This window comes from Streptomyces sp. NPDC015130 (assembly GCF_043080005.1).
GTDB lineage: Bacteria > Actinomycetota > Actinomycetes > Streptomycetales > Streptomycetaceae > Streptomyces.
This window is the reverse complement of sequence record NZ_JBIBVC010000024.1, coordinates 63067-84464: the sequence shown is the minus strand read 5'-3', so window position 1 is coordinate 84464 and position 21398 is coordinate 63067. Positions and strand designations below refer to the sequence as shown.

General features: G+C 69.9%; 24 protein-coding genes. 22 read left to right on the top strand and 2 right to left on the bottom strand.

Features of this window, described 5'->3' with window-relative positions:
* Positions 1 to 9: 9 nt before the first annotated feature.
* From ACF08F_RS34940 to ACF08F_RS34900, 9 genes are all read left to right on the top strand, one after another.
* The gene (locus ACF08F_RS34940; protein ID WP_392302571.1) at positions 10 to 945 is read left to right on the top strand and encodes a hypothetical protein; all 936 of its coding nucleotides are present in this window, start codon (positions 10 to 12) and stop codon (positions 943 to 945) included.
* Complete coding sequence (locus ACF08F_RS34935) at positions 942 to 2042, top strand: hypothetical protein (protein ID WP_392302570.1); 1101 nt, start codon at positions 942 to 944, stop codon at positions 2040 to 2042. The genes ACF08F_RS34940 and ACF08F_RS34935 overlap by 4 nt, the downstream gene beginning before the upstream one ends.
* A complete protein-coding gene (locus tag ACF08F_RS34930) occupies positions 2039 to 3550 on the top strand; it encodes a hypothetical protein (RefSeq protein ID WP_392302569.1) in 1512 nt (503 codons plus the stop codon). Before ACF08F_RS34935 ends, ACF08F_RS34930 begins: the two co-directional genes overlap by 4 nt.
* Positions 3551 to 3680: 130 nt before the next feature.
* A complete protein-coding gene (locus ACF08F_RS34925) occupies positions 3681 to 5153 on the top strand; it encodes a peptidoglycan-binding protein (RefSeq protein WP_392302568.1) in 1473 nt (490 codons plus the stop codon).
* 41 nt (positions 5154 to 5194) lie between these two features.
* A complete protein-coding gene (locus ACF08F_RS34920; RefSeq protein ID WP_392302567.1) occupies positions 5195 to 5554 on the top strand; it encodes a hypothetical protein in 360 nt (119 codons plus the stop codon).
* A 38-nt stretch (positions 5555 to 5592) separates the two neighbouring features.
* Positions 5593 to 5913 (top strand): hypothetical protein, encoded by a 321-nt coding sequence (locus ACF08F_RS34915; RefSeq protein WP_392302566.1) that lies wholly within the window; start codon positions 5593 to 5595, stop codon positions 5911 to 5913.
* Positions 5910 to 6689 (top strand): collagen-like protein, encoded by a 780-nt coding sequence (locus tag ACF08F_RS34910; RefSeq protein WP_392302565.1) that lies wholly within the window; start codon positions 5910 to 5912, stop codon positions 6687 to 6689. The genes ACF08F_RS34915 and ACF08F_RS34910 overlap by 4 nt, the downstream gene beginning before the upstream one ends.
* A gap of 9 nt (positions 6690 to 6698) precedes the next feature.
* Complete coding sequence (locus tag ACF08F_RS34905) at positions 6699 to 7418, top strand: hypothetical protein (protein ID WP_392302564.1); 720 nt, start codon at positions 6699 to 6701, stop codon at positions 7416 to 7418.
* Between the two features lie 129 nt (positions 7419 to 7547).
* Positions 7548 to 7988 carry a hypothetical protein gene (locus tag ACF08F_RS34900; protein ID WP_392302563.1) on the top strand — a complete coding sequence of 147 codons (441 nt, stop codon included), beginning with the start codon at positions 7548 to 7550 and terminating at the stop codon, positions 7986 to 7988.
* A gap of 871 nt (positions 7989 to 8859) precedes the next feature.
* On the opposite strand, the gene ACF08F_RS34895 is transcribed toward ACF08F_RS34900, so the two are convergent.
* Positions 8860 to 9084: a hypothetical protein gene (locus ACF08F_RS34895; RefSeq protein WP_392302562.1), complete on the bottom strand. Its 225-nt coding sequence runs from the start codon at positions 9082 to 9084 to the stop codon at positions 8860 to 8862.
* Between the two features lie 90 nt (positions 9085 to 9174).
* Here ACF08F_RS34895 and ACF08F_RS34890 point away from each other — a divergent pair, with 90 nt between their 5' ends.
* The 4 genes from ACF08F_RS34890 (at position 9175) to ACF08F_RS34875 (ending at position 12370) form a co-directional block, all read left to right on the top strand.
* Positions 9175 to 9513 carry a DUF6221 family protein gene (locus tag ACF08F_RS34890; RefSeq protein WP_392302561.1) on the top strand — a complete coding sequence of 113 codons (339 nt, stop codon included), beginning with the start codon at positions 9175 to 9177 and terminating at the stop codon, positions 9511 to 9513.
* A complete protein-coding gene (locus ACF08F_RS34885) occupies positions 9510 to 10550 on the top strand; it encodes a tyrosine-type recombinase/integrase (protein WP_392302560.1) in 1041 nt (346 codons plus the stop codon). Before ACF08F_RS34890 ends, ACF08F_RS34885 begins: the two co-directional genes overlap by 4 nt.
* Positions 10551 to 10622: 72 nt before the next feature.
* Positions 10623 to 11234: a GNAT family N-acetyltransferase gene (locus tag ACF08F_RS34880; RefSeq protein WP_392302559.1), complete on the top strand. Its 612-nt coding sequence runs from the start codon at positions 10623 to 10625 to the stop codon at positions 11232 to 11234.
* 107 nt (positions 11235 to 11341) lie between these two features.
* Entirely contained in the window at positions 11342 to 12370 is a 1029-nt protein-coding gene (locus ACF08F_RS34875) for a hypothetical protein (protein ID WP_392302558.1), read from the top strand.
* A 296-nt stretch (positions 12371 to 12666) separates the two neighbouring features.
* Here ACF08F_RS34875 and ACF08F_RS34870 read toward each other — a convergent pair whose 3' ends face one another.
* A complete protein-coding gene (locus ACF08F_RS34870; RefSeq protein ID WP_392302557.1) occupies positions 12667 to 13068 on the bottom strand; it encodes a WYL domain-containing protein in 402 nt (133 codons plus the stop codon).
* Between the two features lie 232 nt (positions 13069 to 13300).
* On the opposite strand from ACF08F_RS34870, the gene ACF08F_RS34865 reads away from it, so the two are divergent.
* The 9 genes from ACF08F_RS34865 to ACF08F_RS34825 all read left to right on the top strand — a co-directional run bounded on the left by ACF08F_RS34865 (position 13301) and on the right by ACF08F_RS34825 (position 21372).
* Complete coding sequence (locus ACF08F_RS34865) at positions 13301 to 13789, top strand: hypothetical protein (protein ID WP_392302556.1); 489 nt, start codon at positions 13301 to 13303, stop codon at positions 13787 to 13789.
* Positions 13790 to 13869: 80 nt separating this feature from the next.
* A complete protein-coding gene (locus tag ACF08F_RS34860) occupies positions 13870 to 14772 on the top strand; it encodes a Rad52/Rad22 family DNA repair protein (RefSeq protein WP_392302555.1) in 903 nt (300 codons plus the stop codon).
* Complete coding sequence (locus tag ACF08F_RS34855; protein WP_392302554.1) at positions 14772 to 16385, top strand: DNA cytosine methyltransferase; 1614 nt, start codon at positions 14772 to 14774, stop codon at positions 16383 to 16385. Before ACF08F_RS34860 ends, ACF08F_RS34855 begins: the two co-directional genes overlap by 1 nt.
* Positions 16382 to 16987, top strand: a complete 606-nt coding sequence (locus ACF08F_RS34850) for an HNH endonuclease (protein ID WP_392302553.1) — start codon at positions 16382 to 16384, stop codon at positions 16985 to 16987. Before ACF08F_RS34855 ends, ACF08F_RS34850 begins: the two co-directional genes overlap by 4 nt.
* A 62-nt stretch (positions 16988 to 17049) precedes the next feature.
* Positions 17050 to 17322 (top strand): hypothetical protein, encoded by a 273-nt coding sequence (locus tag ACF08F_RS34845; protein WP_392302552.1) that lies wholly within the window; start codon positions 17050 to 17052, stop codon positions 17320 to 17322.
* Positions 17319 to 18173 carry a WhiB family transcriptional regulator gene (locus tag ACF08F_RS34840; RefSeq protein WP_392302551.1) on the top strand — a complete coding sequence of 285 codons (855 nt, stop codon included), beginning with the start codon at positions 17319 to 17321 and terminating at the stop codon, positions 18171 to 18173. The genes ACF08F_RS34845 and ACF08F_RS34840 overlap by 4 nt, the downstream gene beginning before the upstream one ends.
* Entirely contained in the window at positions 18170 to 18547 is a 378-nt protein-coding gene (locus tag ACF08F_RS34835; RefSeq protein ID WP_392302550.1) for a hypothetical protein, read from the top strand. The genes ACF08F_RS34840 and ACF08F_RS34835 overlap by 4 nt, the downstream gene beginning before the upstream one ends.
* Positions 18544 to 18978: a hypothetical protein gene (locus ACF08F_RS34830; RefSeq protein ID WP_392302549.1), complete on the top strand. Its 435-nt coding sequence runs from the start codon at positions 18544 to 18546 to the stop codon at positions 18976 to 18978. The genes ACF08F_RS34835 and ACF08F_RS34830 overlap by 4 nt, the downstream gene beginning before the upstream one ends.
* A gap of 1104 nt (positions 18979 to 20082) precedes the next feature.
* Positions 20083 to 21372, top strand: coding sequence for an ArsR family transcriptional regulator (locus ACF08F_RS34825; RefSeq protein WP_392302548.1), 1290 nt, complete (start codon positions 20083 to 20085; stop codon positions 21370 to 21372).
* Positions 21373 to 21398 lie beyond the last annotated feature (26 nt).

Genomic DNA, 21398 nt, shown 5'->3' with positions numbered 1-21398 from the left:
CACGCGACCATGGCCCTCTTCCCCGCGCCGATCCTCGTCAACGGCGCCACCCACCCCGCCGAGGTCTTCCGCATGCTCGTCCGCGACCTCAGCCTCGGCTCCGAAGGCATCACCCAGGGCGACGACCTCAAGGTCGCTCAACTGTCCACCCCCGGCGGCGGCGTCCAGATTGGCGACGGCTCCGGCATCGTCCGCGGCCGCGCCAACACCTTCCAAGGCAGCTACGCCGTCTGCAACGTCGGCGCCGCCACCGTCTCCATCGCCCCCACCGCCGGGTCGCCCCGCTCCGACCTCGTCATCATCCGCGTCGAAGACCCCCAGTACGAAGGCACCCTCGACCCGGCCGTCGACCCCGTCTGCTACTTCCAGGTCATCCCCAACGTCTCCAGCTCCGCCACCGCGATCCCCGACGGCCGCACCGGCATCCCCCTCGCCCGCATCGACATCCCCGCCTCCACCGCCACGATCACCAACGCGATGGTCAAAGACGTCCGGGGGATGGCCAACCCCCGCCGCGAAACCCGCCTGGCCACCCAGACCCCCGCCAGCGCCTCCACCGCCATCGGCGGCACCGCCAGCACCTACTCCTACTTCTCCACCGCGGCCGGCTGGAGCGTCGACGTCCCCTCCTGGGCCTCCGTCGCCCGCATCCGCTACGACATCGGCGGCCTGCGACTGTCCGCCGGCGCCGTCTACGGAGACATCTCCGCGACCTTCGGCGCCTCCCTCGTCGTCGAAGCCGTACAAGTCGACGACAATCAGTCGAACGTCCGCCGCTACACCCACATCATGGGCGACACCCTCACCATCCCCGCCGGCTACCGAGGCACCAGCCAGCTCCTGCGCGCCCGCGCCCGCTGCTTCCTCGGAAACACCGGCACGATGCTCGTCGACACCGCCTCCACCCTCATCGCCAACATCGAATTCCAAGAGTTCCCCAGGTGAGCGGCGACCGGCGGATCCTCACCCAGCACGTCCTCACGGGGGAGTGGCTCACCCACACCCTTCCTCTCCAGGACCTCGCCTACGGGCCCGACCTCAACGGGCCCGGAACCCTCACCGGAACCCTCACCCCCAAGCTCGCCCCGCAGTCCGTACGCCTCGTCGACCCCGGCACCACCTGCATCTACGTCGAGGAAGCCGGCCAGATCACGTGGGGCGGCCTCATCTGGGACGCCCGCCCCAAGGGCAACGTCCTCGCCATCGAGGCCGCCTCCTGGTCGTCCTACGCCCACCGCCGCCACGACCTCCACGGCAACCTGGGCGGCCGCGGCCCCTACACCTACGCCGACCGCACCAAGGTCATGCGCGACATCTGGGCCTACGCCCAGTCCGTCCTCGACGGCAACATCAACGTCCTCGTCGACTCCACCACCTCCAGCTCCACCGTCGGCACCCCCGCCGACCAGTACAAGATGAACGCCTGGGAGACACCGAACCTCGGCGAACGCTTCGACGAAATGGCCGACGGCGACGCCACCCCCGACTACACCTGCACCACCACCTGGAACAGCACAAAGACCGAGGTCGTGAAGCGGATCCGGATCGGCTGGCCCCGCCTTGGCGCCCGCCGCACCGACATCAGCTTCGCCACCGGCGTCAACGTGCTCGACGACCCCGAAATCGTCCTGGCCGGCGACGACTACGCCCAGGTCGTCATCGCCTCCGGCCAAGGCGACGGCTCCGCCAAACGCCGCCAGACCAGCGCGGTACGCGACGGCCGGCTTCGCCTGGAGCACGTCCTCGACCTGCCCGACATTAAGGCCAACGACGTCCTCGCCGCCCGCGCGGCCCGCGAACGCACCCGCCGCCAGAAACTGGGCACCGTCGCCGAGATCGTCGTCCGCGACCACCGCGCCGCGCCCCTCGGCTCCTGGCAGGTCGGCGACGACATCCACGTCCGCATCCACAACGCCTGGGCGTCCTACACCGGCTGGTGCCGCATCACCGGCTGGACCACCCGCCCCGACAGCCCCGGCGGCCCCCAGGCCACTGTCCAGCTCGCACCCGCAGACTCCTACCAGTACGGAGGCACCACGTGACCGACCTCGGCACCGAAATCGAGCGCATCAAGGCCCGCCTCGCCGCCGTCGAACGGTCCTCCCGCCTTGGCGCGGCCTCGATCGACGACACGGCCCTCGAAGTCCGCGACGACGCCGGAAGCCTGCGCGCCCTCGTCGGCCAGCAGGGCGACGGCACCACCGCCGTCAACGTCGTCAACGGACCCACCCCCGCCGAACCCACCGCACCGCTCGTCGCCTCCGTCATCGGCGGCGTCGCAGCCGAATGGGACGGCCAGCTCATCGGCGGCACCGGCGTGCCCCTGGACTTCGCCCGCGTCGAGGTCCACGCCGCAGCCTCCTCCGGGTTCACCCCGACCGCCGCCACCCTCGTCGGCACCATCGAGACCGCGCAGGGCGCCATCGTCGTCATACCGACCACCACCCCGGTCTACGTACGACTCCTCACCCGCACCACCTCCGGAACCGCATCCGCCCCCTCCACCCAGAACGGGCCGATCGCCCCCGCCATGATCGTCGCCGACGACGTCGCCGACGGCATCATCACCGGCACCAAGCTCGCCGCCGACGCCATCGACGGCAAGGTCATCACTGGCGCCACAGTCCGTACGGCGGCCACCGGGCGCCGCATCGAACTCACCCCGGACAACGTGATCGTCATCCGTAACGACGCTGGCGACGTCGTGGTGGAGATCGACCCTGACGGATACCGCCTGTACGACGCAGACGGAGAACTGATTGCCGAAATCCGTCTTACCGTCCCAGGACAGCCAGGAGGCTTCTGGACCCGCAACTTCGACTTCCCCCAGAACGTCGCCTCCTTCCTGAACGGCGGGCAGCTGCAGTTCCAGCCGGTCATCCCTGGCATCGTCGACGTCTCCGGCTCGGTCAGCTACAGCGCAGCACCCATGTCCGGCACTCCATACACGATGCTCACCCTGATGAGCGGGGAGATCGACTCAACGCTCGACGAAGGCGTGATCATCAACCTGCTCGCCGAACGCGGCTCCGCCCCCAAGCTCCAGATGAACGGCGACCTCGAGATCGCCTCACGCATCCGCGTCGGCGGCGTCGACCAGGGCAAGGGATTCAAGAAGTTCACGGCGATCCAGACCGACTCGGCGAGCACCACCACCGCTGAGATCGCGACGATCACCACGCCTTCCATCACCTTCGAGACCGGCCGCGCCTACCGAATCACCTACCACGGCCTGCTCCTCTCCACGGTCGCCAACGACATCGCCCGCTGCCGAGTCTGGCGCGGCTCCATCGGCGGCGCCGGAGTCTCCCTCGTCGACTCCATCAACACCCACCAGATCCCCGTCGCCAACCAGCACGTCCTGATGGACATGGCGCAGGACGTCATCAACACCACCGGCTCGAACATTTCGGCCGTGCTCATCGGCACCGTCCTCCGCAACGCCGGTACCGGAAACGTCAAGATCGTCGCCAACGCCTCCAACCCCGCATGGATCGAAGTCCAGGACATCGGCCTCGCCTCCGACTACCCACTGGCCCGCGCCGTCTGACGCCAGGCGGGGCAGGGGGAACGATTCCCCGCCCCGCCCCTACGCTGAACAGCAGGGCGACCCTCCGCCCCGCTTCCGCTCCATCCCCGAGGGACCGCACCACGCAGGTGCGAGAGACCAGACCACTGGCATGGGGACAAGGAGCACCCTTCCCGTGAACACCTTCCACGTCGCCGTCGACCACGTTGACCGCGACACCCACACCGCGTCCAGCACGTACCTCGGCACCGTCGACCAGGCACACGTCAACGAGGTCAGGGCCATCGCAGCGCTCGAGACCACCGAGCGGTGGGTCAAGGACCACCCTCGCCAGCCGGGCGCGTTCATGGTCCTGCGTGACGACGGCGACCTCGACGTGTACGTCCCCACCAACGCCCCGGCCGTACAGAAGCCGCCGACGGCCGTTGCCGCCCGCGCCGCCGCGGCGCCCCCGGCCACCGCGTACATCGACGGCGTCGTCCGCTTCGGCGACCAGTCCATCGGCGGCGCCATGGACACCCCGAACAATCCGCCCCGCGCGACTTGGCACACCACCGAGTCCCCGGCCGGCAAGTCGTACTTCTACTCCATCGCCGCCTACCTCATCCGCGTCGGCGCTGAGCCCCAGGTCATCTACGACCCCGCCTCCGACCTCCTCGGCCAGTTCGGCCCGCTCACCCAGTCCGGCCGCGCGCTGCGCAACGACGGCTCCCGCCGCACCAACCGCGAGGGCAAGGTCAACATCCAGGTCGAGGTCCTCGGCCGGGCCCGGGACCCGTGGACGAACGGTTTTGACCCCGCGAAGAAGCCGAACTACCGCAAGCTCATCGCCGCCATGCGCGCCCACGGCATCCCCGACGTCTGGCCGGCCGGAAAGCTCGCCGCGACCGCATCCAGCCCGACGAAGCGCGACCGCACCACCTGGCAGACCATGGGCGGCCACTACGGCCACTGCCAGGTCCCCGGAAACGACCACTGGGACCCGGGCGCCATCGACACCACGATCGTCCCCGGCAAGGCGCAGACCAGCGGCGGCAGCACTGGAGGAGGGACGGCGCCCAGCAAGCCGTCCACCGGCACCGGCACAACGTCCCCCGCCCGCTACCAGGCCACCATCAACGGCCTGGCGTACGGCTACGGCGCGAAGGGCGACCACGTCACCCGCGTCGGCAAGGCCCTCGTCGCCAAGGGCTTCGGCAAGCACTACACGTCCGGCCCCGGCCCGACCTGGTCCGACGCCGACACCCGCAACTACGCCGACTTCCAGAAGTCCCTCGGCCACAGCGGCAAGGCCGCCGACGGCGTGCCGGGGGAGGCCAGCCTGAAGAAGCTCCTCGGCACCCTCCCCAGCAAGCCGAAGCCCGCACAGCCCGCCAACGAGCCGTTCCCGGGCGCCGAGTTCTTCAGCCCCGGCCGCAGGTCCCCGATCATCACCGCGATGGGCCGCCGCCTCGTCGCCGAGGGCTGCTCCGCCTACTCCCAGGGCCCCGGCCCGAGCTGGACCAACGCCGACAAGGCCGCCTATGCGAAGTGGCAGCGCAAGCTCGGCTACACCGGCACGGCCGCCGACGGCATCCCCGGCAAGAAGTCCTGGGACGCCCTCAAGGTCCCCAAGCAGCTTTAACCAGCGTGCCACCCTCACCTCACCCCTCGAAGGAGCCCTTCGTGCGTACCCCGCTGTTCCTCGGCCGCGAGCCGGCCGCCTGGCTGTCCCTCTTCGCCATCGTCGTCAAGCTCATCTCGGCATTCGGCGTCCAGGTCTCCCCGGAGATGCAGGCCACCGTCAACGCTGTTGCGGCCGCCGGCATGGGCATCCTCATCGCCCTCGCCGTCCACGACGGCCTCGGCGCCGCCATCATCGGCTTCGCCCAGGCCGCGCTCGCCCTCGGTATCGGCCTCGGACTCGACTGGTCCGCCGACAAGCAGGCCGTCGTCATGACAGCGGTCACCATCGCCGTCGGCATGTGGGACCGCACGCAGGTCACCGCCAAGACCCCGCCCAAGCTGCCCCTGCCGACGGCCTGACCTCACCTCCCCCCACGCACATGGACTGGACCCCGTGAATGGACCCGACCACCGTCACGCTGGTGGGAGCCCTCGTGGCTTTCGCCGGCGTGCTGGCCACCGCCGTGGTGGCTTACGTGGGCAAGCGCGGGGAGCTGTCCCTAAGCAGCCTGAGCACGCTGACCGACGAGCTGCAGGAGGAACGCAGCAGCTTGAAGGAGGAGCGGGCGCTCCTGAAGGAAGAGAACGTCGAGCTCCGTGGCTCGCTCGTCTCCAAGGACGCGGCGCTGGCTGAGGCCGCCGCCGCGCGGGCCGCCGACCAGGCGGAGATCGCCCGCCTACGCCTGATCATCACCCGACTCGGAGGAGATTCCGGATGAGCCGCACCCAGCGGTTCCTCGCCGCCCGCTGGCGCGGCGTCGCCACCCTGTGTGCCCTCGTCGCGCTCTTCGGGATCGCCGCCGTCCTGTGGGCCAGGGTCGACAGCTCAGACCGTAGAGCCGCCGAGCTAGCCGTCGAGGCCGACCTGCGCGGTAACGCGGTGGCAACCCTGGCCACCGACGTCCGCAAGCTCCGCACACAGCTCAAGTCGGACGGCAAGACACCAGTCGCCCCCGACCCGACCGCCGCCGTAGACGACCTGCCCGACCGGTCCACCGTCCCTGTCCCGATCCCCGGCCCGAAGGGCGACAAGGGAGACAAGGGCGACCCCGGGACGAACGCCCCCTCACCCTCCCCGGGCCCCTCCGGGCCCACCGGCCGCCCGGGCACCGACGGAGCACCCGGACAGGACGGCGAGGACGGCGCAGACGGCAGCAACGGCATCGACGGCGCCACCGGTCCCGCCGGACCCTCGGGCCCGGCAGGACCGACCGGGCCCGCCGGCGCACCCGGAAAGGACGGCGCAGACGGCAGCAACGGCCAAGACGGTACGCCCGGACGAGACGGCACCGACGGCCGCCCACCCGCCGGCTGGACCTACACCGACCCACAAGGCGTCACCTACACCTGCGCCCCCGCCCCCGGATTCGACCCGGCCGCCCCCCGCTACACCTGCACCGCCCCCGCAGGACTGCCCGAAACCCCGCCCGGCGACCAGAAGCGCACCGTCCTACGCGAACTCGCCGCCCTCGCCCCCGACCGCCGCCGCTACTAGGAGACCACCGTGCCGTTCCCGCCCGGGATCCCCACCGTCCTCGTCACCTACGCAGCCGCCGCCCCTGCTGGCGGCGACCCGGCACGCGGCACCGTGGAGTTCGTCCCCGTCGCTCCCGCCATCGCCCTGCCCGAGCACGGCATCGTCTTCTCCGGCCGCGGCCTCTACACCCTCGACGACGCCGGCCGCCTCGTCGACACCGACGGCACCCCCGGCGTCCCCCTCCTGGCATGCGACATCCCCGGCGCCAACCCGGCCGAGTGGGTCTGGCAGGTGACCATCTCCCTCGAAGGCGCCGGCCCCCGCCGCTTCTACATCAGCCTCTCCGCAACCCAGACCGAAGTCGACCTCGGCGACGTCGACCAAGTCGCCCCCAGCCGGGCCTACTACGTCACCGTCCCAGGGCCCCGCGGCGAGCAGGGCCCGCCCGGACCGGAAGGACCACAGGGACCGCCCGCAACCGACGCCGAGACCCCGGCCGGGGCGCTCGAGAAGATCGCCGCGCACGCAGCGGCCGCCGACCCTCACGGAGACCGCGCGTGGGCTGGCGGTCAGTTCTACCCGCTGGCCCAGGGAAACGACCTGCTCTCACGGGTCGCGGCCATCGAAGCCGCCGGCGCCACCACGCCGCAGACCGTCGCTGGCTCACGATCTGACGGCACCGCGCTCACCAACCTGCTCACCACCCTCGCGGCCTTGGGCCTCATCACCGACGACACCACCGAGTAGGCCCTGAAGGGCACTTCGGCGCACGGTCCTTGTCCTACGAGTTCTCACACTAAATAAGGGAGTCGAGCTGCGATCATGGCTCCGCCCGCTTCCCACCCACCACGCTTCCAGCCCAGGTAGGGTCTCGTCATGGACGACGTACGCGGAACAGTCAGGGTGACGCTCTACGGTCCGGCCGAGACCTTCGACAAGGCTCTGGCCGCCCTCCACGCAGCCGGCATCACGGCGGAGCGAGACGACATCGAGCTCGCAGCACTCATCGCCCTCTTTCACGAAGGGACGTCCCGCCCTTCCGGTGAGTTCCTGGAACGATGCAAGGCCCGGGCGGGCGAGGCAGTCGCGGGCACGGGGTTCGTTGCCGACCGGGTGGGGATCTGGGAGAGCAACGCGGCCACGCGGATGCTCACCTTCAACCGGAACACGGGCGAGTACCTGGGCGAGTTCGTGGACACCGAGGCACCGCTCTACATGCGTAACGCGCAGCTCCATCGCCTGGCTCAGGAGAAGGGCATCAGCGTCAACGACATTGAGCTTCGGGACCCTGCGTATCTGACGCCACCCACGGAATGACGGGTGCTTCGCGGCAGGAGGCCGTTGTCAGCGGCCTCCTGTACGGTCGAGCGTCAACGTCAGTACTCCCCAAGGGGGCTCCGTGGTCTGGTGCTCGGCCGAAGCGATCGTTCTGACGCCTCAGGAAGTGGCGCACCTGGAAGAGCTCCCGGACGGAGCCTTTCAGGCGGAGCCGGAGTTGGAGTGCGTCCTGGAGGACGGCCACAACGGTGGCCATGTCGCGTTGGGGCAATCCCAGGATCACACTCAGACGGATCAGACGCATTGGTGGCTGCGGTGGACGGAGGCAGGCAGCCGAGAGTGGACTCACGAGGACATGTGCTCTGCGGAGCGCGGCGACAACTTCTGCCAACTGCCAGCGGAGCACCCGCTTTCACACCACTGGCTGTGAGCACTGACGACGCGGCAGAGCCGGATGTCGATGCCAAGCTCCGCTTGCGGCAGGCCATAGAGTCCGGGGCGTGACCGTTCACGTGACAACGCTTCCAGCCACCGTGCCACACGCAGTCCGGGACCAGATGCCATCGCGCGTGCGAGAGTTCGGCGATACGGGCCCGGGCGGCCGTCGCTTCACGTACGCCATCCAAGCCAGCGGGTCTCTCGTGATCTGGCGCGAGGACGCTTCCGGATTTGAGATCGAGACCGTGTTCGGGCCTTCCGCGTGGGAAGAGGTGGCGGGGAAAGTCCATAGGGAGGGCGTCTCGTAGGTCCGGCGTCGCCCCTTCCCGACCGCCTCTCTGTGCTTAGGATCGATCCAGGAGAAGTCGTTGATATCTCAACGGCTTCTCCTTTCTTGTGTCCTGACGGGCCTGTTCGGGGGCACTGATCCGTCACGCTCCAGATAATGTTCCCTCCGTGGAGCGAGCCAGCCTCAGTCTCCGTCGATCAGCTCCTGAAAGTCCTGGCAGTCGACTGCATGCCACTCGCGGACCAGGATCTCCCCTTCCACCACTACGACTTCAGCGTGCCACGGCAGGCAGTAGTGGCACGCGAAGATTTCGTACGCGGTGCCGTCGTCGGCGAAAGCTGCAAGGTCGACGGATCCGACTGGGGCGTCGAGGGTGGTCTTCGGCTTGCGCTCAGGAGTGTCAGTCACCCGTCGAGTATGTCGCGGCCAGGGGGATCATGGGGTCTGATGCGCGATAAGCTCACATATCGCTAGTCAGGATCCGATAGGGGAGACCCGTTGAGCACCGACCTGATCGCATTCCTTCGCGCCCGTCTCGACGAAGACGAGCAGGCCGCTCGCGCCGCCAATAGCGGCTGGTACAGCTACGACGCCGAGCAGGCCATCGCCTTCGTTCCTGTGGAGGACGCCCAGCACATCGCCCGCCACAGCCCCGCGCGGGTGTTGGCCGAGGTCGAAGCCAAGCGGCAGATCATCAAGCAGCACGAACGCTACGCCGCCGAGCGTCGCCGCATGATGGGCGGCTGGGACCCCCGGTCCGACGACTCGCCCATCCTGTCGGCCCTGGCCGCCGTGTACGCCGACCATTCGGACTATCAGCCGGATTGGCGTCCGTGAGCGCCCGTCTCCCGGCCTCCGTCGGCCACACCAAACGGCCTCTCCTGCCCGCCGAGTTCGACGACGACCTTCGCGCGCGGCTCGCGGCCCTGGATGCGGCCTCAGACGGCCACGCCGCCGAGCAACGCCCTGAGAACACCGTCCTCGCCTACCGAGCGGACTGGAAGACCTGGACGAAGTTCTGCGCCCAGCTCCAGGTCCCGCCCACCGCCGCTACCCGCGGCACACTGCGCGCCTTCGTCGACTACCTATGGAACCGGGAGAAGCGGGCCTACTCCACCATCGACCGAAAGCTCGCCGGGGTCACGGTCACCCTGCGACAGGATTACGGCGTCGTCATCGACCCCGACGACACCAAGGCCGCCCGGGAGATGCTGAAGGACTACCGACGCCAGGCCGAGGAGAACGAGGAGCCCGCACGCGGCCGCGGTAAGGCGCCAGCCATGCGGATCGACTCGCTGCGGCTGATCGTGGGGAAGTGCTCCGACGACATCTTCGGCGTGCGGGACCGCGCAATGCTGCTAATCGGGTTCGCCATCGCCGCGCGCCGGGCCGAGCTCGCCGGCTTGCGGCTGCGGAACGTCGTCGAGGACCCCGACGGGAACGGGTTGCTGGTGTCCGTGATGGTCTCCAAGACCGACCCGCGGACCGTCCCCGTGCCGTACGGGACGAACCCGGAGACCTGCCCCGTGCGGGCCTGGAAGGCGTGGGTCGCCCGCGCGCAGCTCACCGACCCGGAACGGCACGCCTTCCGCGCCATCCACGCCAGCGGCACCGTCCAGCCCAAGGGCATCACCCCGGCGAGGGTCGGCGACATCATCACCGCCGCCGGTGCTCGGGCCCGGATTCCCGTCCTGTTCACCGGCCACTCGGTCCGCTCCGGCATGGCCACCGAGGCGCGGCGGGCGAAGAAGGACCCGAAGGCGATCGCCCAGATCACGGGGCACAAGCCGAACAGCAAGGTTCTGCACGGGTACATGCAGATCGTTGACCGGTGGGGCGAGGACGACAACGCGCTGATCAACATCGGGCTGTGATCAACCCCACCTGCTGGAGGCGGCACAATGTGCTCCTGGGCCACCTGGCCGTCGTTCACGAGGGGGAGCCTCATGACCGTTCTTGAGCAGGGCATCACGCTGGACGTCTTCGTCACGGAGCGCGCGGAAGACGTCGACGACCTGTTGGGGATGTACACCAACTTCCTGCTGGAAGAGTTCGACCGGATCGGTGAGCTGGCGTTCGGCAACGCGGCCGCCGGGTATCTGCTCACCAGCTTCATTCGTTGCGACGACCACAACATTGGCTTCTTCTCCCTGGATCCTGCGGGGTACTCCGTGGAGCTGATCTACCTGAAGCCGGAGTACCGCGGCCGTGGGATCGCCACCCTCGTCCTCCAGCACCTGAAGCAGCACTGCCCCCAGCAGCTGGCCCTTAAGACACCGCTGTCGCCCGGCGGAGAGGCCCTTGCCGACAAGCTGGAACTGGGGCGAGCAGACAATCTGCCGCACGAGGAGGCCACGAACGAGGACGTTCTCCAGGTGATCAGGGCGGGCATCAAAGCGACGTGCAAGCACGGGAAGTCGGCGGGCAACCCGAGCAAGCCGTGTAAGCGCTGCTATCAGAAAACCCTCCGGCGCTACGCCGTCGAAGCCCTGAACAAGGTTGTGACGGAGACTCGGCAAGTGCTGGCTCTGCGAGCCGGAACGTCGAGCCGGCGGTGACGACCAGGTCGTATGCCGCAGTATCGGTGCGACAGCTCGCCGCTGTCGTTGAGCGGGTCGCACCGCGGGATCGGGAGCGGTGGAACGCGCGGGACCCTGTGCCGACGGTGGGTGGGATCCTGCTGCAGGTGTCGCGGCAGCGGGCCGACCAGCTGTGGATGGTCGTGGGAATGTGGGACCGGGCCGTCGTACGGGACGAGGTTCCGGACCGGGCCCGGCGGTCGGCGACGCAGCTCTTCACCAGGCCTGCGCTGCGTGCGTTCTGGGACCTTGCGGTCGCTGGCGAGCTGCGGGCGCGGGCGGAGGATGTGGGGAGGCCGCTGCCGTTGGCGACCCAGCGGATTGTGCGGGACGTCCTCGGGATCCTCGCCGATCTGGTCGTGCCCGACCGCGCGGTGCTGCTGCCGGTGGTGGATCAGCCGGAGCTGAAGGCGACGGTGCCGGCGCGGGACCGGGCGGCGCTGTATCGGGGTCTGGCGGACCTGGCGGCCGCGGGGCCCCTCGCGCGGGACGGGATCGGGATGTCTGGCGACGAGCGGGCCCGGGTGCTGGCGATGGTCGGGATCGTGCTTGACGCCGGGACGCGGTCGGGGGAGCTTGCCGCGCTCCGGCTGGACGACCTGTCGAAGGACCTGTCGGCGGTGGGTGTGCGGCGGCGACAGCAGCGGGCGCCGGCGGACCGGACGGACGAGATCGCCGCGCTGGCCGAGGTGCACCCGTCGGCGGTTCGGGAGATCCGGGCGGGGCGGCTGGAGCAGCGGTCGGAGGCGACACGGCAGCGGGTGCTGGCGGCGATGGACGAGCTGGAGCCGCTGCCAGAGGTGGAGTGGTACGCGCTGCGGGAGGGCACGCGGGTGGCGGTGCGGCAGTGGCTGGAGGCCCGCGAGCGGGTGGTGGAGGCGTTGCCGTTGGAGGGTGGCCGGTCCGCGTTGTGGGTGACGTTGCGCGCGTCGAAGTCCGGTCCGCCCGGGGTGACGCTGCTGCCGGGAGGTGTGCGGGTGGCGTACACAAAGGGCGTGACCGCGTTGAACCTGGTGATGGCTGGCCGGTACGGATGGTCTCCGCTGCCGACGCGGATGGAGCAGCTGCGGCGCGCGGTCGACGCGGAGCCGCTCCCCGCGGGGGTGAACCGGTAGCGCGCTGGCGAGGACCTGGGCTAAGCTGCGCGTGCGCAATATTTGTGAACTTTGAAGGCCACCAACCCGGTTCGGGGCGGTGGCCTTCGTCGTGTGCGGTCAGTGTGGGCCGTCGTATCCCCAGGTGCCGAGGTCATCTCCGGCGCAGTTGGGACAGCAGCACTGGCAGGTGCTCTGACGCTGGTTGCAGCGCCCCCAGGAGCAGTCCCCCTCAGCGCCAGCGCAGCGGTCGGAGACTTCGACGAAGTCGTACGGGCCGAAGGGGTCCTCGTCGTATGAACGAAGCACGGGGCCTCCTAGGCGACGGCCGCAAGGCGGCTCTGGGTAATCCGACGGTAGCGGGGGGCTTCGTCACGGCCGAGTTCGCGGGCGATGAGCTGGGCCGGGGTGCGGGCGGGGGTGCTGTGGCCGTCGACGGTGGTGGCCTCTTCGCGCTCCAGGATGGCGGGGATGCGGTGGAGGGTGTACGAGGCGATGCGGTCGAGGTCGAAGGAGCGGGCCACTTCCCGGAGGCGGCACATGGCGCGTACCTGGATGGCGCCCTTCTTGGTGGTGCGGATGTCGTAGGGCTCGATGGTGCGGACCGACTCGGTGCCCGTGCGGTCGATGTAGGTGATGGTGACGACGTGGCGGCGGGCAATCGCCTTGCACAGGTCTTCGCGGGTGACCTGGCTGGGCTGGCGGTTGGTGTGCTTCACGGTGTCCCCCGTCGTTGTGGTGTGCCCCCACTCTACTCATAACCCATTGCATTGCAAGAGATTATGAGTAGAGTGATTCCTGTCGGGCCGCACCGCGCAGTCCGACATCCCGAGAAGCCATAGCCCATGGCTTCTGCAATGGAAGATGGGAGACACTGGCATGGCCCACGCCGCCCCCACGCGCCCGCCGTCCCGCCCCCGGTACGGACAGGGCCCGCCGAAAGGACCCACCGTGTCCCGCCCCAGCATCGAGTCCGTCCGCGCCCACCTGATCGTCGCGTCCGAGAAGCTCCGCCCGACCGACCCGCTCATCGCCGACACGGTCGACGCCCTCCTCGCCCCCGGCGGCTGGCAGCTGCTGAAGCCCGCGGCCAGCACCGGCGCCGGGAACGTGTCGATCTCGATGAACCGATCGGTCCGGGACGCCCTGAAGGAGCGGCTGACCTCGAAGTCGCTGTCCGCCTACGCCAACGAGGCGTTCGAGAAGTTCCTGGCCGGCACGTACGTGCCTCCGGCGCCCGTGCGTGCCACCCGGAACTCCGGCGCGACGGCCGACACCGTCAACCTGAACGTCCGGACGGACGCCGAGCTGCTCCAGCAGGTGAAGGACGCGGCCGCCGAGCGGTCGGAAGAGTACGGCTGGACGATCACTCCCGCCCGGATCGCCGGCCCGTACCTGCTGGAGCAGCACAAGGTCAGCGGAACCGCTAAGGCGAAGTAGCCCGGCTGCGGTAGCGGGCCTGGACGCCGACAACCGGGCCCCTGCCGCTGCAGTACAGCCACAACCTCATAGGAGACCTCATGGCCCCGGCCACCGAGGCCCCCGCCAGCGTCACGGCGGAGGGCCCGACCTCGCACACCCAAAACCACGCCGCGCGGCTCAACGAGCAGCAGATCGGCTTCCTCCTCTCCGGCATCAACGCGAACCGCATCGGCCGCGACGGCAAGGGCTTCAGCCACGTCGAAGCGTGGGACATCCGCCGGCATCTGATCCGCGTGTTCGGGTTCGGTGGCTTCGACACCGACTTGCTGGGCATGGAGCTCGTCGCCCAGATCGACACTCCGCCGGACCGCCCGAACAGCAAGACCCGCTACACCGTGGTCTACCGGGTGGCGATCAAGCTGACGGTCAAGGTCGACGGTGTCGAACTCGGCCACTGGCACGGCGCCGCCATCGGAGACGCCACGAACCAGCCCTCGCTGGCCGATGCCCACGACCTGGCACTGAAGACGGCCGACTCGCAGGCCCTCAAGCGCGCCGCGGTGAACATGGGCGACCAGTTCGGCCTGTCGCTCTACAACAACGGGTCGTTGGACCCGGTGGTCAACCGTTCGCTGGCGTACATGAAGCCGGCCGAGGCACCGAAGCTTCCCGAGGACCCGCCCGTACAGCCGGAGCCCGGCAGCCAGCAGAACTCCGAGCCCACCGCGCCGCCCGCCGACGCCCACGCTTCGCCCGAGCCGGATGCCCCCCAGGGAAGCCAGGAGCTGTTCGACAAGCTCTGGGAGCAGACCCAACGCTGCTGGGAGAACCCGATCGCCCTCCTCCAGATCCACACCAAGGTCCTGGAGAGCAACCTCGGCCCCCGCAGGGTCCAAGGGCCTGACGGCACCTGGACAACCTTCGGCGACCTCTTGTCTGCCCGGACCGACGAGCTCAAGCACCAGAACCCTGACACGGCCACCGAGAGGAGCGCCGCCTGATGGCGTACCGAAACGACGACAACGCGCTGACGGTCATGGACTGGTTCTGCGGCGCTGGCGGCTCCTCCCAGGGGATGCACGCCGTCCCCGGAATCCGGGTCGAGCGGGCGGCGAACCACTGGGAGCGGGCGATCCAGTCCCACGAGGCGAACTTCCCCGACGCCTCTCACTACCGCGGCGACATCCGCGAGGCCCCGGTGTGGGCGTGGCCGGTGACCGACATCTTCTGGGCATCCCCGGAGTGCACGAACTGGTCCATTGCCAAGGGCAAGCGCCGCGACTTCGACAAGGCGATGCAGGGCGACCTGCTGGAGCTGTACGCCGAGCTGGAGGCCGGGAAGTTCCACCACGTCGGCGACGACGAGGACCCGCGCGAGCCGACCAGCGAGGAGGAGTCCCGGGCGCTGATGGAGGAGGTGCCGCTGTACCTGCGCGGCGTCATCGAGCGCGGCGGCCTGGTCAAAGCTGGCGTCGTGGAGAACGTCGTCGACGTGCGGCAGTGGACGGACTGGGACCGGTGGCTCGGCGAGCTCCACAAGATGGGCTACCGCACGCGGATCATCGCCCTGAACTCGATGCACGCCAACCCGCGCTCCGTACACGCTGCCCCGCAGTCGAGGGACCGCCTGTACGTCGCCTACTGGCACGAGTCGCTGGGCCGGACGCCGGACTGGGACAAGTGGCTGCGGCCGCGCGCCTGGTGCACGTCCTGCGACGCCAACGTCTCGGCGGTGCAGTGGTTCAAGCAGCCCGGCCGCGACATGGGCCGCTACCGGCAGCAATACCTCTACCGCTGCCCCAGCTGCCGCACGGTCGTCGAGCCCGAGGCGCTCCCCGCGCTCGCCGCGATCGACTGGTCCATCCCCGGACAGCGGATCGGCGACCGTACCAAGCCCCTCGCAGACAAGACCCTCGCCCGCATCAAGGCCGGACTGGAGAAGTTCTCGATGCCGTTGATGGTCCCAGCTGGCGGGACGTGGCGGACGGACGCCTCCTCCGTGCTGGAGCCGATGCCGACGAGGACAACCCGGGAGAACGACGGCCTGGCCGTGCCCCCGCTCCTCGTTCCGGTCGAGGGCCGGGACGGGAAGGAGGCGGCGTCCGCCCTCGGGCCGCTGCGTACCCAGACCGCCCGGAACGAGACCGGCCTCGCGTGGCTGCCGTTCATCGCCGAGCTCCGGGGCGGCGGCAGTGTCGCCCGACCGGTCACGGACGCCCTCGCCACGGTCACCGCGTCCGGCAACCACCACGGGCTCGTCGCCCCGGCCAGCGCCAGCGAGCACATGCTCATCCCCTACTACGACACCGGCGTCGCCCGGACCGTCGCCCAGCCGATGGGTGCCCTTTCGACCCGCGACCGGTACGCCCTTGTCCGGGGCGAGGTCAACCTCGACGACGTGCTCTTCCGAATGCTGGAGCCGCACGAGATCGGCCGCGCCATGAGCTTCGCGGACGACTACATCGTCCTCGGCTCCAAGCGCGAGAAAGTACGGCAACTGGGGAATGCCGTCACCCCGCCAGCCGCAGAGGTGATCGTTGCGGCACTGGTCGAGGCCATCACCGGCGAGGACATGGACCGCTACGCCGATCCGACCCTGGCCGTGGCCGCATGAGGGGCGTCAAGGGCAGCAGCCAGACGTGTTCCGTTGCGACCTGCGAACGCCGGATCCGCCGTAACGGTCTCTGCGAGATGCACGACAGTCGCCTTAAGCGCACCGGTACCACCGACGATCCACCGAAGAAGACGCTCGCCGACCGCTTCTGGGCAAAGGTCGACAGGCGTAGCCCGGGCGAGTGCTGGCCGTGGACCGCTGCGGTCAACGCGTACGGCTATGGAGTCATGCGCCCAGAGGGACGCCGTACCGGGCCGACCGTCAAGGCGCACAGGGTGTCGCTGATGCTCACCGGTGTCGACATCGAGGGCATGGTGATCCGGCACTCCTGTGACAACCCGCCTTGCGTCAACCCAGCACATCTGTCCGTCGGTACCAAGGCGGACAACTCTGCGGACATGGTCAGCCGGGACCGGCACGCCCGGGGCAGCCGCAGCGGAACCAGCAAGCTGACCGACGCAAAGATCATCGAGATACGCCAACGCGCGGCCGGCGGGGAACTGCACCGAGTCCTGGCTGAGGACTACGGCGTCAGCCGCTCCACAATCACGCAGATCGTCAACAGCAAGACCTGGCGCCACCTCACCGGCATCGCTCCCTAACCACCACCCGCACACCACGGCGGGGCCCACCCACACACCCACCGCCCACTGGAGGCCCCGCCGTGCCCCAGCCCGTCCTGCACACCCTCTGGGCGCTCGCCGGCGTCCTCGTCGGCTACGCCGCCAGCACCGCCTACCACCGGCGCCGAACCCGCGCCCGCGCGCTCAACGCCCGCCTGATCCGCGCCAGCGACGCCAACCACCTCAACACCCTCCGCGCCCGCCTCGCCAAGCAGCGGGCCGCCGACGAGGTCCTCACCGCCGCAACCGACACCGTCGACGCCGCCTACGCCCGCCTCATCCGCGACTCCCAGGAAGGGGGACCCACCCCGTGACCACCAGCCGTGCACTCACCGCCCTCACCGAACACCGCCACTACGCCTACCGCGGCTGCGCCCCCGACCCTGACCAGCCCACCCAGTCCGCCGCTGACCCCGACCTGCCGCTCGACGCCTGGGGCATCAGCACCATCGACGGCGGCCAGGAGCCGGGCGAACGCCTGGACCACCAGCGGCGCGCGATCGACATCTGCCACCGCTGCCCCGTCCTCGCCGCCTGCGCCGCGTACGCCAACACCGAGATCCCCGGCGGCGGCCTGGTCGAGCCGGACGGCATCTGGGGCGGGCAGAAGTCCCTGGAACGGCACCGGGCCCTCATCGACCGCCGCTCGGCCGTACCGGTCCCGGCAGAACCCGCGGCCCCGCCCGCCGGACGGCTCGAAGCGGCTGGCGCCCCGACGAAGCTCGCCGTGCTGCGGGCACTCGCCCGCGAGACCGACGCCGAGCTCGTCGCCTACCGCGCGGGCATGGACCTGCGCACGGCCAACTGGCACCGCGCCGCCCTGTGCACGCTCCTCGGCCTCGACAAAGAGACCGCGTCCCGCGACGACCTCCTCGCCGCCGCCATCCAGCACAAGATCCTCCCGGCCCGCACACGGATCGTCCCGGACGGCCGCTGGCCGATCGCCGCCGCCCCCACCACCGACGGCACCCGACAGCGCCGCCTCGCCCCCAGCCGCCCCATCCAGCTCGCCATCCCCGGCCTGCCCGACTACCCCCGCACCACCCCCACCCCGGCGCCCGCCCCTGCGGCCGCGCCCCGACGGCACCTCGCGCTCGTCACCCGCGCGGTACGGACCGTCCCGCTCCTCCTGCCCGTCCGCACCCTGGAGGCCCGAGCCGCATGACCACCCACCCCACCACCACGGCGGCGGCCGCCGCCGACCACGCCCTCGCCGAACGGGCCACCAGCCACGGCGAGTACCTCGCCGGCCTCATCAACGCTGCCGAACTCCACGTCGTCGGCCAACCCGAGAAACTGCCCGAGCTCCTCTTCCCCGACCTGGACCCGGCAGTCGTCGACCGCGTCTGGAAGCAGGCACTCGCCGTCGGCTACCGCCTCGGCCGGATCGTCGACCAGCCCCAGTGGGACGCCGCCGGACTCCGACGCCTCAAGGCCGCGCTCGCCGACGCCGGATACGCAGCCATGGCCACCCAGACCAGCCGGACCCTCGCCACCGTCCACCCCGCCGACACCGACCCCGCACGGCAGCACCCGTGACCCGGGGCCGCGGCCGCCCCGCGCAAATCACCCCCGAGGTATGGCAGCAGTTCCTCGACGAAGTCGCAGCCGGCTCCACCATCAAGGACGCCTCCGCCCTCGTCGGCTTCCACTACAACGTCCCCCCGCGACGAGCACAGACCGACAAGGCCTTCGCCGCGGCTCTAAGGAAAGCGAAATCCCGCGGACAACAAGTGCGGGATGCCCAGCGGGAGGAGCTTCCGCACGGGGAGTCCCGCTACAACCACCTCGGATGCCGGTGCGGCGACTGCCTTGCAGCCGCCACCGCCGCGCGCTCCGCACGTCGCGCCACCACCGCGCGCCGAGACACCCACGACGGCCAGGTCCTCGACCTCGACACCGGCCGGGAATCCCCCACTTCCTTTTTGCTGCCCCGTCCTTCTTCTCCGGCAGGCCGGGCCGCCGCATGAACGCCTTATTTAGTGTGAGTTCTCGTAGGACAACCGCGAGGATCCGCACGACTGTCCGATGACCTGGATATCTGATGACAAGTCGGCTCGTACGACACGGCCGAACGGATCCGGAAGGGAGCTGGCCGAGTGGCGAGCTCAACCGATAGGCTTCGCCTTGCGCCAGACGACCACTCAGATACGCGAGAGGCCGGACGGAGCCCCCAGACAGAGAGAAGGCCCCGCTGCAACCCCCGGTGCGCTAACACCGAGGAGCGGGGCCGGACCACACACACCAGCTTCGACACAAGTGAAAGCGTGGCCGCTATGCCGAAGAGTACCCGGGCACCCGGGCGAGCAACCAGTGGGACCCAGCGCACCGCCGTGAAGATCACACCGGCGACGAGCGCGGACCACGCCACGTCTACCTCGACCACCGCATGACGGGCCCGGGCCGAGCCGTCGTCATCACGGCCGCCCACACCTTCCCTGATCTCCCCGACAGCGAACTGTGCCCCTCCGCCTACACGGCGCCGGGCGCGGACTTCGGATCGCTGTGCAACGACGCCGACAACCACCAGGGCCACCACCGCGCCCTCGCTGTCGTCGCGGGTGCGTACCGGCGCTACGTCGTGTGGGCGCAGGACGGGACCGTGCTGCCCGACGAAGAGACTTCCCCCGCTGAACCGCAGGGGCAAACCACACCCAGTGAGGGAGAGCGATTGACGTAGCGACTTCCTAGGCGGGAGGTCCTGGGCCCCTTGGCGGGGGCACTTCCTCAACCGCCGGCCGCTTGGTGTTGGCGCACCGTGCGCGGCCCTCTTCCTACGGCTCGGATATGGCGTCCGAGCTAAGGCCCGAATCTCGGGACCCGTTTGGCGACGGGGCTCAAGCGTTCGAGCGACTTTCTGGTTCTTCCCGAACCCAGACCCACCAGAGCGGGCCTTTTGCTGTCCGCAGGTACAAAGCGAAAGCGAGTACATCTTGCAGCACGCGCAGCCGTCTTGTCAGCTTCCGCGCGCCCGTAAGGGCGATTCACGGCTTATTTCCACCCCGGCTGGTGGCACTCAGGGCCGCCAGGCCCCGGTTCTCGAGGCCCTCCGTGTCCCGGAGACCGAGCAGTGGTTGTCGACGACCACGGGCCGAATCGCGCCCGAGGCGTACTCGTGGATGCAGTCCGTGCACTGGGTCGGCGGCTCCGGCCTCTACACCCCGTCCCAGACGCACGGCCCGAAGTGGGGCCCGACGACCATCCTCATCGCGCAGGAGATCTCCGCGCTCGCCGAGTGCCGGCCGAGCATCGACTACCTCGCACGGAAGCTCGGCGTATCCCCGCGGACGGTGAAGTACCACCTGGCGATCCTCCGCGAGGCCGGGCTCCTCGTGTACCGGTCGAAGGGCACCCGCATCGCGGGCCGCGTCCGGCTGGCATCCGTCTACGAGCGAGTCATCCCCGTCCAGTTCGACGCCGCCCTCGGAATCCGCACGGTGCTGCGCGACGAAGCCGCCCCGGCGCACACGCGGGTCGCGGTAGGGATCGCGGAGGAGGGCCGGAAGGCCATCGGTGACCTCGCGAGGAAGGCCGCACGCAAGATCCGGCGTAAGCGGACAAAGCGGGGTGTGGACAAGTCTGTGGACCGCGGGGGGCGTTGCACCCCAATGCAGGTAGGTACCTCAGCTGGTTCTCCTACCGGTTCTCTCTCGCTTCCCTCTGAGGAAGAACTCGCAAGCGGGAAGAAGCCGTCCCCCACCCCCAAGCAGCAGAAGCCGACCGCCCGGAAGCTCAACACCGTCGGGCGCCGGTACCAGCTCGCCCGGGAGCTCGTCACCGAGGTGCCGTGGCTCGCGAACGCTGCAGTGCCCCGGATCGCCTGGGTGGCCCGCCACGTTGCGGACGCCGGCTGGACGGTCGACGAGGTCCGCGCCTTCCTGGCGCTCGCCGAAGCACCGTCCGCCCGCCGCCCCTCCGCGCTCCTCGCCCACCGTCTCAAGGGCGCCGTCCAGCTGTGGGCCACGGCCCAGCAGCGGGCGACCGCCGTGGAGGGCTGGCACCGCGCGGAGGAGACCGCGCGCAAGGCCCGCATCGCCGCCGTCCGGCAGCAGCGCGAGACCGACGCCGAGGTGCAGCTGCCGCAGAGCCGCGCCGCCCAGAACGCGCTCGCCGCCGCCGTGACCGCCGTCGAGGCGGCCGCCTTTGCTCCCGGTGAGGCAGTGGTCGTCGGCGCCGACGACGAGCAGCGCATTGAGGACCTGCCCCGCGACGTGGTTCTGTCCCTTCGGGCCGCCGCCCAGGCTGACCCGGGCCTCATCTTCGCCGCCCTCGACAGCGGCATGCCGGAGCGCGACGTCCGCCGCCTCTACACGAACTGGCTCGTCGATCAGACCCTCCGCAACACCCCCGCCCCCGCCTTCTGATCAACCCACCCCTGGAGGTGAACGCT